Raw genomic sequence first — 13,002 nt, forward strand, 5'->3', positions numbered from 1 at the left:
CCGAGGCGCAGAGAGCGCGGGGAGACACGGACGCTCCGCGTCCTCCGCGGCTCCTCTCGGAGGCTCGATGAGCCGCCGCCCCGGCTCACCGCTCCACGAACGGCCCGAGCGCGGCGGTGATCGCGCGGGAGACCTCCTCGACCGGGCCACCCCCGTCGATGTGGATGACGCGGTCGCCCGGCACGAGCTCCTCCGCCCGCCGGTACGCCTCCGCGAGCCGCGCCTGCAGCTCGGTCCTCTCGAACAGCTCCTCTGCCCCCCCGCGGCCGCGGCGCCGCTTCTCGGCGATCTCGGGCGCCACGTCGATCACCACCGTGGCGTCGGGGCGCCGCGCGTGGCGGTTAAGTATTCGGATCCATTCCAGGATTTCCTCTGGATCCCCGCCGTCGGCCGCCGTCGTGGACTGGTAGGCCAGGCTCGACAGGTCGTAGCGATCCGAGATCACGACGTACCCGTCGCGGAGGAGCGGCTCGACCTCGGCGCCGAGGTGATCGAGGCGGTCGGCCGAGAAGAGGAGCGCCATCACCTCGGCCTGGCGGGCGCTGGGCAGCGAGATCCGGCGGGTCAGCACCTGCCGGAGCAGCGCGCCCACCGGCCCGGCGCTCGGCTCGCGGGTGACGTGGACGAGGCGCCGCGCGGCCCTGAGGTGCGCCGCGTAGCGCTCGGCCTGCGTGCTCGTGCCGGCGCCGTCGATGCCCTCGAAGACGATGAAGACGCCGCCGCCGGTCTCTCCCGCCGGGCGCGGGGAGGGCGCGGGGCCCTCCTGCTCGGAGCTCCTCTTCGCCATCTAGCTGACCTCCTCGCCCGCTTTCGCGACGGGCGGCGCGTCCTCCCCGAGGACGACGTTGTCGATGAGGCGCGCCGTCCCGAGGCGGATGGCGACCGCGAGCAGGGCCCGGTCGCCGATCGCCGCTTCCTCGCTCCAGATCGTCAGCGACTCCGGATCGGCGAGGTCCACGTAATCGATGCTCGTCGCGACGGCCGCGAGGCGCGCGCGCGCGGGTCCGAGGAGCGCGGCGGGGCGCCGCTCGCCGCGGGCGAAGGCGCGGCACGCCTCGGCGAGGGCGAGCGGGATGGCGCGCGCCGCGCTCCGCTGCTCGGGCGACAGGTAGGCGTTCCGCGACGACATGGCGAGGCCATCGGGCTCGCGCACCGTCGTCGCCCCGACGACCTCGACCGGCAAGAACAGATCGGCGACGACCCGCCGGATCACCTGGAGCTGCTGGTAGTCCTTCCGGCCGAAGACGGCGACGCACGGGCCGGCGAGCGCGAGCAGCTTCGTGACCACGGTGGCGACGCCCTCGAAGTGCACGGGCCGGTGGACGCCGCAGAGCGGGGCCGCGGTCGCGCCGACGCGCACGCGCGTCTCCTCGCCGGGCGGGTACATCGCCGCGGCCTCCGGCGCGAACATGCCCGAGGCGCCGGCCTCGGCGCAGGCGGCGCGGTCGCGCTCGAGCGTCCGCGGGTAGCGCGCGAGATCCTCGCCGGCGCCGAACTGCGTCGGATTGACGAAGAGGGTCACCGCCACGAAGTCCGCTCTCCGCCGCGCCTCCGCGATCAACGCGAGGTGGCCTGCGTGGAGCGCGCCCATCGTCGGAACGAGACCGACGCGGCGTCCCGCCGCGCGCGCTCGCTCGCAGGCGTGCCTCAGCTCGCCCGGATGTCGCCAGAAATCCATGGGCGGACCCTATCAGACCTGGGCTAAAATCGGAGCTTCGACCATGGTTGACCTGCCCTCCTCCACGGATACAACCCTCGCCTCCGGCTCCGGCGGCGACACGGATGCCGACCAGGCCGACAGGCCCGGAGCGGGCTCCAGCGACCCGGCCGGAGCGATCTCTGGAGGGAGCGCCGCGCCGGCGAGCGGCCCGGTGTCGATCCCTGTCCCCTCGGGGCCGATCCCGATCGAGGGCGACCCGGCGCATTACCTGAACCGGGAGCTCTCGTGGCTCGAGTTCAACGCGCGGGTGCTGGCGGAGGCGAGATCGCACGAGGTGCCGCTGTTCGAGCGCCTCAAGTTCCTGAGCATCTTCTTCTCCAACCTCGACGAGTTCTTCATGGTGCGCGTCGCCGGCCTCCAGGCGCAGACGCAGCGCACGATCGCGGAGGTCCCGCCGGACGGGCTCACGGCCCACGCGCAGCTCGTGGCGATCGGCGCGCGGGTCCACGCGCTCGTCGACGACGCCTACCAGCTGTGGAACTCGGACCTGATCCCGGCGCTCCGGCGCGCCGGCATCGTGATCGTCCGGCCGGACGAGCTCGGCCCGGCCGAGCTCGGCGCGCTCGACGATCGGTTTCGCACGGACATCTTCCCGATCCTCACGCCCATCGCGATCGATCCGGGGCACCCGTTCCCGCACCTGCGCAACAAGATGATCAACCTCGGGATCATGTTCTCCCGGGAGCATGAGGCGCAGGAGCCCGGCTTCGCGGTCATCCAGGTGCCGCCGATGCTGAGCCGGCTGATGAAGGTCCGCCTGGAGGGCGCGACGCGCGCCTTCGTCCTGCTCGAGGACGTGATCGCCCGGCACGTGAAGGACTTCTTCCCCTCGGGCAGGCTGCGCGGGACGTACGCCTTCCGCGTCACCCGGAACTGGGACCTCGAGATCGACGAGGAGGAGGGCGAGGACCTCCTGGAGACGATCCAGGCCGAGCTCCGCCGGCGCGATCGCGGCAACGCCGTGCGCCTGGAGATCGGCATCGGCGAGGGCGCCGGCACCTCGGTCCAGCGGCTCTGCCGCGCCCTCAAGGTCGACGCGTCGCTCGCCGTCTACAGGGTGCGGGGGCCGCTCCACATCGCCGACCTCATGGGCATCGTCGCGGACGACGAGCGCCGCGAGTACCGCGACGAGCCGTTCTCGCCGCAGGTCCCGCCGGTCTTCCGGGACGTGGAGGACATCTTCGCCGTCATCCGGGAGCAGGACGTGCTCCTGCACCATCCGTACGAGTCGTTCGATCCGATCGCCGAGTTCGTCTCCCGCGCGGCGGACGACCCGAACGTCCTCGCGATCAAGCAGACGCTCTACCGGACCGGCGGCGACTCGCCGATCCTGAAGGCGCTCGCCCGCGCGGCCGAGAGCGGCAAGCAGGTGACGGCCATCGTCGAGCTGAAGGCGCGCTTCGACGAGGCGAGCAACATCCAGTGGGCGAGGATGCTCGAGCAGAGCGGCGTGCAGGTGATCTACGGGCTGCTCGGGCTGAAGACGCACGCGAAGGCGCTGCTCGTCGTGCGGCGCGAGAAGGACAGGCTGCGCCGCTACGTGCACCTCTCGACGGGCAACTACAACCCGCAGACGGCGCGGCTCTACACCGACATCGGCCTGTTCACGGCGAACCGGGAGATCGGCGAGGACATGACGTCGCTCTTCAACCTCCTGACGGGCTACAGCGCGCCGCCCAAGTGGAACCGCATCATCGTGGCGCCGCTCGGCCTGCACCAGGCGGTGCTGGGCCTCATCGCGCGCGAGACGGCGCACGCGCGGGCCGGGCGCAAGGCGGAGATCTTGGCGCAGATGAACGCGCTCGTGGACGTCGACGTCATCGACGCGCTCTACGCGGCGTCGCAGGCCGGGGTCGACATCAAGCTCGCGGTGCGCGGCATCTGCTGCCTCCGGCCTGGGATCCCTGGGCTCTCGGAGCGGATCCAGGTGCGCGCGATCATCGATCGCTTCCTCGAGCACAAGCGCCTGTTCCGGTTCGCGAACGGCGGCAACGAGGAGGTCTACATGTCGAGCGCCGACTGGATGCCGCGCAACTTCCATCGCCGCGTCGAGCTGATGGTCCCGATCATCGAGCCTTCCCTCCGCGCGCGCGTGGAGGACATGCTGAGCACCTCGACCTCCGACACGGCGAAGACCTGGGAGCTCGCGAGCGACGGCAGCTACCACAAGCTCCAGGTGCCCTCCGGCGCCCCCACGCTGCGGTCGCAGCAGCGCTTCATCGAGGTCGCGCGCGAGCGGGTGAAGCTCAGCGATCCGCTGGCGCGCGGCGGCGGGCGTTTCCACATCCTCCGCATGCCTGCGAACGCGTCGGACGGAGAGTCGCGGCACCGCAAGGGCGGCAAGAAGAAGAAGGGCCTCTCCTGAGCGACGGGCGCCCCGGCGGCCTCGCGCGCGGGCAGCGCAGACGGTGAAGCGGGCAAGGCGAGCCGCTCGGGGCCGCCGCGCGCGCCGGGAGCGGGCGAGGGGGCGCTCTCAGAACCGCGTCTGCAGCGCGGCGGATCCGGGGCCGAGCGAGAGCGTCGTCTGGGCGGGTTTCTCGGGGGCATCGGCGGTGGCCGGCACCTTCTTGCCGCCGATGATCCAGAGCGGGATGCCCACGGCGAGCATGATGCCGCCTCCGATCGAGACGAGCGCGCCGGCGACCTGACGGGGGCCGTCGGTGCGCGTGTCGCAGATGCCGGTGTAGCCCCCGAAATCGCAGTAGATTTCGTAGCGCTCGCTCGCCGAGGCGAGCAGGCCGGTCCCGGCGAAGAACGCGATCGTGCCGCCGGCGGTGAGCGCGATGCCGCCCAGCATCAGGCTCGGGCTCTTTCGACGCAGCGGAGCCGGGGGCGGCGCAGGCGGGATCTCCGCCGCGCTCGACGGATAGCCCGGCGGCAGCGGCGGGTACGCACCGCCATAGGGAGCGTAGCCGCCCTGGTAGCCGGGGGGCGGGTATCCCGGCGGCGGGTAGCCCGGCGATGCTCCCGGCGCGGGCTGAGGGCCCCCCTGCGGCGTCGCGGCGCCCGGAGCCGCGGGGTAGGGCGGCCCGGGGTAGGGCGCCGCGGGGTAGGGCGCCGCGGGGTAGGGCGCCGCGGGGTAGGGCGGCCCGGCGGGAGCTGGCGGAACGGGCTGTGGCGTCGCGGCGCCAGGCGGCCCGGGGGGAGCGCTGCCGGGCTGCGGCGCCGCGGCCAGTTGCGGCGTCGCGGCCGCGCCGGGCTGCCACGGAGTGGCCCCAGGCTGCGCCGGCGACGCCGCAGGGGGTTGTCGTTGCGGCGCCGGTTGCGCGACCGCCGTCGTCGCGGCGAGGAGGCCGGAGAGCGCGACGCCGAGCGGCAGGGCGAACGCCCGCCCGCAGGAGAGCGGCGAGCGGCGCGGCGCTCGGGCGGCGTCGGGCAAGGCATTCAAGCGAAGCATCTCGGGCGTCCTTTCATCGCGGCGTTTTTGATCCTTCGAGGGGAGCCTCGGCGGGCCGTGGTGCCGCGGCCGGCGGCGTCGCCCCCGCTGGCGTCGCCGCTGGCGTCGCGGCGGCTGTCGGCGTCGCGGCGGCTGTCGGCGTCGCGGCGGCTGTCGGCGTTGCCGCGGCTGTCGGCGTCGCGGCGGCTGTCGGCGTTGCCGCGGCTGTCGGCGTCGCATCCGCTGTCGGCGTCGCGGCGGCTGGCGGCGTCGCACCTGTCGGCGTCGCTCCGGACGGCACGGCGGCCGGCTTCGCCGCGCCTGCTCGCTTCTTCGGCGGTGCTGCAGCCGCGGACGCGGCGCCGGTCGCTGCTCCTTGCGGGCCGGCGCTGGCCGCAGCGTGCTGCGAGGCCGCGGCGCTCGCCGGCGCCCCTGCGGCCGCCTCGGCCGTGACGATGGTCGGCGGCGACGAATCGACGGGAGGTCGCGCCGGCAGCTCGCCCGCTTCCGTCGGCGCAGCGGGGGTCGCGGTGGAGGGTTCCGGCGCCTCGCGCTCCTGCGGCGTCCGCGCGGTGCTCGCGGGCTCCTCCCTGGCGCGCTCCGGCGCGCGGGGCGACTGCGCGGCGAACACGATCACCGCGGCGAGCCCGACGAGGCCCAGGAAGACCAGGAGCACGCGATCTCTCCCCGCCTTCGCGCGCGTGCCTCCGCCGCGCGCTCGCGCCGGTTGCTCGCCCTTCGCAGCGGCGGCGCCGCGCGCTGTCGCGCGGGGGGCGTCGTCTCCCTGGCGGCTCGTCGTGGGAGCGAGGCGCGCCGCGACCGGCCCTCTCTCCGTCGCGCTGTCGCCCGGGTCGCTTCGCGACGAGGGCCCCGCGACCCTCGTGTCCAAGCGGGACGCTGCCCCCGACGCGGCGCCGCTCTGAGGCGCCTTCCGCCGGCTTTCTCTACGCTGAGAGCGTGAAAGCTTCTTCGCCACGCAGCGACCGTACCGAACAGCCGCCGGGCCGCCAAGAGCCGCCGGCGCGTGTCGGCGTCCGCCTCGTGCCGCGCGCGGGCGCGACGCGCAGCCCCCCGAGCGCCCTGGAGCGCCGTCGGCGCGCGTCAGTCACCGCTCCGGCGATGCGCCCCGCGACGCGCCCGACCCCCGCGCGCCGCGCCGAAGACCCGGGCGCGGACGCATCCAGCACGAACGGGTCTCGTCCCGCTTGACATGGTTGTGCTCCTGGGTATCCTGCGCGTCCCCATCCCTCAGGTGGAAATCCGCGTCTCTATGCCGACCATCAGCCAGCTCATTCGCCAAGGCCGCGAGGCCGCCCGCTACAAGACGGCCTCTCCTGCGCTCAAGTCCTGCCCGCAGCGCCGAGGCGTGTGCGTACGTGTTTATACCACGACGCCGAAGAAGCCCAACTCGGCGCTCCGCAAGGTCTGCCGTGTCAGGCTGAGCAACCAGATGGAAGTGACGAGCTACATCCCGGGCGAAGGCCACAACCTGCAGGAACACTCGGTCGTCCTCATCCGAGGCGGCCGCGTGAAGGACCTGCCGGGCGTGCGCTACCACGTCGTCCGCGGCACGCTCGACGCGTCCGGTGCCGCCGGGCCCAGCTCCACCAACAAGGCAACCCGCAACCGCAAGCGCTCGAAGTACGGCGTGAAGCGCCCGAAGGCCTGATCTGGCGAAAGCCGAGCAGAGGAACGAAGAATGCCCCGTCGTCGCGAAGTCCCGAAGCGGAAGATCATTCCGGACCCGAAGTACAAGGACAAGCTCGTCGCCAAGTTCACGAACTCCCTGATGCAGTCGGGCAAGAAGGCGACAGCCGAGGGGATCCTCTACGGCGCGTTCGACATCGTGCGCGAGCGCTTCAAGGAGGAGCCGATCGACGTCTTCCGCAAGGCGCTCGACAACGTGAAGCCGAAGCTCGAGGTGAAGAGCCGGCGCGTCGGCGGCGCGACCTACCAGGTCCCCGTCGAGGTCCGCCCGGAGCGCCGCGTCGCGCTGGCGATGCGGTGGCTCGTGACCTACTCCCGCGGGCGTGGCGAGAAGACGATGCGCGAGCGGCTCGCCGCCGAGCTCGTCGACGCGGCGCAGAACCGCGGCAACGCGGTCAAGAAGCGCGACGACACGCACAAGATGGCGGAGGCCAACAAGGCGTTCGCCCACTACCGGTGGTAGGTTCGCGAGGCGGCCAGCGCAGATCCAGGGTCTGCGCTGGTTCGTCCATTTCACGTATGTCACGTCGCATTTCCAGGCGAGGAGACGCGTAGAGCGAGATGGCACAGTCGACATAAGGATCGGGTTACAGAGCCGGTCTTCTCGAGGGAGCGCGACAGCGCTCGCCTTGGCGAGACCTATAAAAGCTGCTGCTGTACCCCGACACCCTCTCCAGGTTCAAGTGCCCGCCACAATGGCGGCGGGCCGGGCTGGAGAGGGTGTTTTGCATCCTGAGTCCGAAACCCTCACCCCACGCATCACACGACGGAGAAGGAATAGTGGCACGCGAGTACAGCCTGGAACGGACGCGCAACATCGGGATCATGGCCCACATCGATGCGGGCAAGACCACGGTCACCGAGCGCATCCTTTATTACTCGGGTGTCAACTACAAGATCGGCGAGGTCCACGAGGGCGCCGCCACGATGGACTGGATGGTCCAGGAGCAGGAGCGCGGCATCACCATCACGTCCGCCGCGACGAACTGTTTCTGGACGCCGGAGCAGGGATCCCAGAAGGGCGTCTCTCACCGGATCAACATCATCGACACCCCCGGTCACGTCGACTTCACCATCGAGGTCGAGCGGAGCCTGCGGGTGCTCGACGGCGCGGTCGCGGTGTTCGACGGCGGCAACGGCGTCGAGCCGCAGAGCGAGACGGTGTGGCGGCAGGCGGACAAGTACGAGGTCCCGCGCATCGCGTTCATCAACAAGATGGACAAGGTCGGCGCCGACTTCGACATGTGCGTCGACTCCATCCGCGAGCGCCTCGGCGCGAATCCGGTGGCGATCCACTACCCGCTCGGCGCGGAGGACTCGTTCCGCGGCGTCATCGACCTCGTGACCCTCCGGGCCGCCGTCTTCGACGACGAGACGAAGGGCCAGCAGTACGAGTGGAAGGACATCCCGGGCGATCTCCTGCCGCGGTGCAAGGAGCTCCGGGAGCGGCTCCTCGAGGCGTGCGCCGACTCGAGCGACAAGGTGATGGAGAAGTTCATCGCCGGCGAGCTCGACAAGATCACCGAGGAGGAGATCCACGCGGCGATCCGCGCGGGCACCCTCGGCTTCAAGATCGTCCCGGTCCTGTGCGGCTCGGCCTTCAAGAACAAGGGGGTCCAGCTCCTGCTCGACAGCGTGGTGAACTACCTGCCTTCGCCGATCGACATCCCGGCCGTCGAGGGGACGCTGCCCGACAAGAAGGACAAGACCGTCCTGCGCAAGGCGAGCGACGACGAGCCGTTCGCGGCCCTGGCGTTCAAGGTCATGAACGACCAGTTCGGCAACCTCACCTTCTTCCGTGTCTACTCCGGCACGACCAAGAGCGGCGTCAGCGTGCTCAACTCGACCCGCGGCAAGCGGGAGCGGTTCGGGCGCATCCTCCGGATGCACGCGAACAAGCGCGAGGAGATCGACGTCTGCTACGCGGGCAACATCTACGCCGCCGTCGGGCTCCGCGACACCCGCACCGGGGACACGCTCTGCGACGAGAAGCAGCCGATCGTGCTGGAGCGGATGGAGTTCCCCGACCCCGTGATCTCGATCGCCATCGAGCCGAAGACCAAGGTCGATCTCGACAAGCTCGGGCTCAGCCTGCAGAAGCTCGCCTACGAGGATCCGTCGTTCCGCACCTTCACGAACGAGGACACCGGGCAGACGATCATCGCCGGGATGGGCGAGCTCCACCTCGAGATCATCGTCGACCGCCTGAAGCGCGAGTTCAAGGTCGACGCCAACGTCGGCAAGCCCGAGGTCGCCTACCGCGAGACGATCTCGAAGAAGGCGACGGACGTCGAGGGGCGCTTCGTCCGGCAGTCGGGCGGGCACGGCCAGTTCGGCCACGTCCGGATCGACATCGAGCCGGCCGAGCGCGGCGCGGGCTTCGTGTTCGAGAACGACATCGTCGGCGGCATCATCCCGAAGGAGTTCATCCCCTCGATCGAGAAGGGCATCCGGGACGCGATGGGCCGCGGCGTGCTCGCGGGCTACCCGGTCGTCGACATCAAGGTGCGGCTCCACTTCGGCAGCTACCACGAGGTCGACTCCTCGGGCCCCGCGTTCGAGGTCGCCGCGTCGATGGCCTTCCAGGAGGGCGCCAAGAGGGCGGGCCTCGTGCTCCTCGAGCCGATGATGTCCGTCGAGGTCGTGTCTCCCGAGAACTACCTCGGGGACGTCATCGGAGATCTCAACTCGCGGCGTGGCCGCATCCTCGATATGGGGCAACGCGCGAACACCCGTGTGATCCGCGCGGAGGTCCCGCTCGCCACCATGTTCGGTTACGCGACCGACGTCCGTTCAAAGACGCAGGGCCGCGCGACTCATTCGATGCAGTTTTCTCATTACGCACCGGTTCCAGCAGCGATCCAGGAAGAGATCGTCGCCAAGCAGCGAGGTTAAAAAGACGCCATGGCCAAGGAGAAATTCACTCGTACGAAGCCGCACGTGAACGTGGGCACCATCGGTCACATCGACCACGGCAAGACCACGCTCACGGCGGCGCTCGTGAAGGTGCAGTCGAAGCGCAACCTGGCGAAGGCGATCTCGTACGCCGACATCGCGAAGGGCGGGACGGTCCGTGACGAGACCAAGACGGTGACCATCGCGGCGGCGCACGTCGAGTACGAGTCGGTGAATCGTCACTACGCGCACGTCGACTGCCCCGGACACGCCGACTACATCAAGAACATGATCACCGGCGCGGCGCAGATGGACGGGGCGATCCTCGTCGTGTCGGCGCTCGACAGCGTGATGCCGCAGACGCGCGAGCACGTGCTGCTCGCCCGGCAGGTCGGCCTGAACCACATCGTCGTGTTCCTCAACAAGTGCGACGCCGTGGACGACCCGGAGATGCTGGACCTGGTCGAGATGGAGGTCCGCGAGCTGCTGTCGAAGTACAAGTTCGACGGCGACAACGCGCCGGTGGTCCGGGGCGCGTCGCTGCCCGCGCTGCAGGGCGACCCCAAGTGGGAGGAGACGATCCAGCAGCTGCTCGCCGCGCTCGACAGCTACATCCCCGAGCCGGTGCGCGACATCGACAAGCCGTTCCTGATGGCGATCGAGGACGTGTTCTCGATCAAGGGCCGCGGCACCGTGGCCACGGGCCGCATCGAGCGCGGCATCATCAAGGTCGGCGACGAGGTGCAGATCATCGGCTTCAAGGACACGAAGAAGTCGATCGTCACCGGCGTCGAGATGTTCCGCAAGCTGCTCGACCAGGGGCAGGCGGGCGACAACGTCGGATGTCTGCTCCGCGGCGTGGAGAAGGAAGAGATCGAGCGCGGCCAGGTGCTCGCGAAGCCCGGGTCGATCACGCCGCACACGAAGTTCACCGGTGAGGTGTACGTCCTCAAGAAGGAGGAGGGCGGGCGCCACACGCCGTTCTTCACCAACTACCGGCCGCAGTTCTACATCCGGACGACGGACGTGACCGGCACGGTGAACCTCCCCGAGGGGGTGAAGATGGTGATGCCGGGCGACAACATCACGATGACGATCGAGCTCATCGCCCCGGTCGCGCTGGAGGAGCAGATGCGCTTCGCCATCCGCGAGGGCGGCAAGACGGTGGGCGCCGGCGTCGTCACCAAGATCCTCGCGTAGGAAGAGCACCATGGCTGATACAACGAAGATCCGGATTCGCCTCAAGGCGTTCGACCACCAGCTGCTCGACAAGTCGACGAGCGATATCGTCGAGACGGCGAAGCGGACCGGCGCGCACGTCGCGGGACCCATCCCGCTGCCCACCGAGATCCGCCGCTACACGGTGCTCCGGGGGCCCCACGTCGACAAGAAGTCGCGCGAGCAGTTCGAGATCCGGACTCACAAGCGGCTTCTCGACATCATCGAGCCGACTCAACAGACCCTCGACGCGCTGATGAAGCTCGACCTTTCGGCCGGCGTCGACGTCGAGATTAAGAGCTAGGAGTCCAGGTACCATGAAGGTTACCGTCTACAACCTCAAGCGGGAGCAGGTCGGCGAGCTCGACCTCTCGGACGAGGTCTTCGGGACCGAGGTCAAAGAGCACCTCTTCTACGAGGTCGTGAAGGCGCAGCTCGCCTCCCGCCGCTCGGGCACCAAGGCCACCAAGGAGCGGAGCGCGGTCTCCGGCTCCTCGAAGAAGCTCTATCGCCAGAAGGGCACCGGTCGCGCTCGCCAGGGCTCGATCCGCGCGCCGCACCACGCGGGCGGCGGTATGGCGCACGCCCTGGAGCCGAAGGACTGGTCGTACCGTCCGCCCCGCAAGGTGCGCATCGGCGCCCTGAAGAGCGCGCTCTCCCTCTTCGCGAAGGAGGGCCGGCTCATCGTGCTCGACAGCCTGGAGGTCCCCGAGATCAAGACCAAGGCGATCGCCGCCACGCTCTTGACCCTGCAAGCGGATCGCAAGTCGCTGGTCGTCGACACGGCCGGGAACGAGAAGCTGGTGAAGAGCCTCCGCAACCTGGAGAATCACCAGTATCTGCCGCCGGAGGGGGTCAACGTCTACGACCTCCTCAGGCACGACCACCTCATCGTCTCGAGGGACGCCGCCAAGGCGCTCGAGGCGCGTTGCCTTCGCTAGTCAGGGGAGCCCGCCATGCAGCCCGAGCAGATCATCCGCCGACCGATCATCCTCACGGAGAAGTCGAGCCGGCTCCGCGACCAAGGCAACAAGGTCATCTTTGAGGTCCGCCGCGAGGCGAACAAGATCCAGATCAAGGACGCTATCCAGACGCTCTTCAAGGTGGGCGTGGTGGACGTCAACACCATGATCATGCGCGGCAAGGAAAAGCGCATGGGGCGTGGCTATGCGAAGCTGCGCAATTGGAAGAAGGCGATCGTCACCCTCAAGCAGGGTGACGAGATCCAGTTCTTCGACGAGAAGGCGGAGTAGCCATGGGAATCAGATCCTTCAAGCCGACCTCGCCGGCGCGGCGTTACTACTCGGTCAGTGACTTCAAGGAGCTCACGAAGGTCGAGCCCGAGCGGTCGCTGCTCGAGCAGCAGACGTCCAGCGGCGGCCGGAACAACAACGGCCGGATCACGTCGCGGTTCCGCGGCGGCGGTCACAAGCAGCGCTACCGGATCGTCGATTTCCGGCGTGACAAGATCGGCGTCCCGGCGAAGGTCGCCTCGATCGAGTACGACCCGAACCGGACGGCGCGGATCGCGCTCCTGCACTACGTGGACGGCGAGAAGCGCTACATCCTGGCGCCCGACGGCCTCGCGGTCGGGGCGACGCTGCTCGCGAGCCGGAACGCGGACATCAAGCCTGGCAACAGCCTGACGCTCCGCTTCATCCCGCCCGGCACCTCGATCCACAACGTGGAGATCAAGAAGGGCAAGGGCGGCCAGCTCGTGCGCTCGGCCGGCGTCGCCGCGCAGCTCATGGCGAAGGACGGCGACTACGCGCAGGTCCGCCTCCCGAGCGGGGAGATCCGCAAGGTGCACCTCGACTGCCGCGCCACGATCGGGCAGGTGTCGAACTCCGACCACGCGAACATCAGCCTCGGCAAGGCGGGGCGCTCGCGCTGGCTCGGACGCCGACCGCACAACCGCGGTGTTACGATGAACCCCGTCGATCACCCGATGGGCGGCGGTGAGGGCCGGACGAGCGGCGGGCGCCACCCGTGCTCGCCCTGGGGTCAGCTCGCCAAGGGGCTCAAGACGCGGAACAACAAGCGCACCGACGGCATGATTGTCCGGCGGCGCGGGACCAAGGGTTAG

General features: G+C 69.9%; 12 protein-coding genes. 9 read left to right on the plus strand and 3 right to left on the minus strand.

Annotation, left to right across the window (positions count from 1 at the left end; all coding sequences use genetic code 11):
* Positions 1 to 85: 85 nt before the first annotated feature.
* Together tmk and panC are read right to left on the minus strand one after the other, a co-directional pair.
* Positions 86 to 787, minus strand: coding sequence for a dTMP kinase (gene tmk / locus WMF28_RS04530; RefSeq protein WP_437600806.1), 702 nt, complete (start codon positions 785 to 787; stop codon positions 86 to 88).
* Positions 788 to 1,678, minus strand: coding sequence for a pantoate--beta-alanine ligase (panC, locus tag WMF28_RS04535; RefSeq protein ID WP_437600807.1), 891 nt, complete (start codon positions 1,676 to 1,678; stop codon positions 788 to 790).
* Positions 1,679 to 1,721: 43 nt separating this feature from the next.
* Here panC and ppk1 point away from each other — a divergent pair, with 43 nt between their 5' ends.
* A complete protein-coding gene (gene ppk1 / locus WMF28_RS04540) occupies positions 1,722 to 4,085 on the plus strand; it encodes a polyphosphate kinase 1 (RefSeq protein WP_437600808.1) in 2,364 nt (787 codons plus the stop codon).
* A 108-nt stretch (positions 4,086 to 4,193) separates the two neighbouring features.
* Here ppk1 and WMF28_RS04545 read toward each other — a convergent pair whose 3' ends face one another.
* A complete protein-coding gene (locus WMF28_RS04545; protein ID WP_437600809.1) occupies positions 4,194 to 5,117 on the minus strand; it encodes a hypothetical protein in 924 nt (307 codons plus the stop codon).
* Positions 5,118 to 6,366: 1,249 nt separating this feature from the next.
* On the opposite strand from WMF28_RS04545, the gene rpsL reads away from it, so the two are divergent.
* From rpsL to rplB, 8 genes are all read left to right on the plus strand, one after another.
* Entirely contained in the window at positions 6,367 to 6,765 is a 399-nt protein-coding gene (rpsL, locus tag WMF28_RS04550; RefSeq protein ID WP_012233473.1) for a 30S ribosomal protein S12, read from the plus strand.
* 30 nt (positions 6,766 to 6,795) lie between these two features.
* Positions 6,796 to 7,266 carry a 30S ribosomal protein S7 gene (gene rpsG / locus WMF28_RS04555; RefSeq protein ID WP_437486970.1) on the plus strand — a complete coding sequence of 157 codons (471 nt, stop codon included), beginning with the start codon at positions 6,796 to 6,798 and terminating at the stop codon, positions 7,264 to 7,266.
* A gap of 317 nt (positions 7,267 to 7,583) precedes the next feature.
* Positions 7,584 to 9,698, plus strand: coding sequence for an elongation factor G (gene fusA / locus WMF28_RS04560; protein ID WP_437600810.1), 2,115 nt, complete (start codon positions 7,584 to 7,586; stop codon positions 9,696 to 9,698).
* A 9-nt stretch (positions 9,699 to 9,707) separates the two neighbouring features.
* Positions 9,708 to 10,898 (plus strand): elongation factor Tu, encoded by a 1,191-nt coding sequence (tuf, locus tag WMF28_RS04565; protein ID WP_437600811.1) that lies wholly within the window; start codon positions 9,708 to 9,710, stop codon positions 10,896 to 10,898.
* Between the two features lie 10 nt (positions 10,899 to 10,908).
* Complete coding sequence (gene rpsJ / locus WMF28_RS04570; RefSeq protein ID WP_012233476.1) at positions 10,909 to 11,220, plus strand: 30S ribosomal protein S10; 312 nt, start codon at positions 10,909 to 10,911, stop codon at positions 11,218 to 11,220.
* A 13-nt stretch (positions 11,221 to 11,233) separates the two neighbouring features.
* Positions 11,234 to 11,857 (plus strand): 50S ribosomal protein L4, encoded by a 624-nt coding sequence (gene rplD, locus WMF28_RS04575; protein WP_437600812.1) that lies wholly within the window; start codon positions 11,234 to 11,236, stop codon positions 11,855 to 11,857.
* 15 nt (positions 11,858 to 11,872) lie between these two features.
* The gene (locus WMF28_RS04580) at positions 11,873 to 12,169 is read left to right on the plus strand and encodes a 50S ribosomal protein L23 (protein WP_436612695.1); all 297 of its coding nucleotides are present in this window, start codon (positions 11,873 to 11,875) and stop codon (positions 12,167 to 12,169) included.
* Between the two features lie 2 nt (positions 12,170 to 12,171).
* The gene (gene rplB / locus WMF28_RS04585; RefSeq protein ID WP_437600813.1) at positions 12,172 to 13,002 is read left to right on the plus strand and encodes a 50S ribosomal protein L2; all 831 of its coding nucleotides are present in this window, start codon (positions 12,172 to 12,174) and stop codon (positions 13,000 to 13,002) included.

This window comes from Sorangium sp. So ce590 (genome assembly GCF_051521365.1).
Lineage (GTDB): Bacteria > Myxococcota_A > Polyangia > Polyangiales > Polyangiaceae > Sorangium.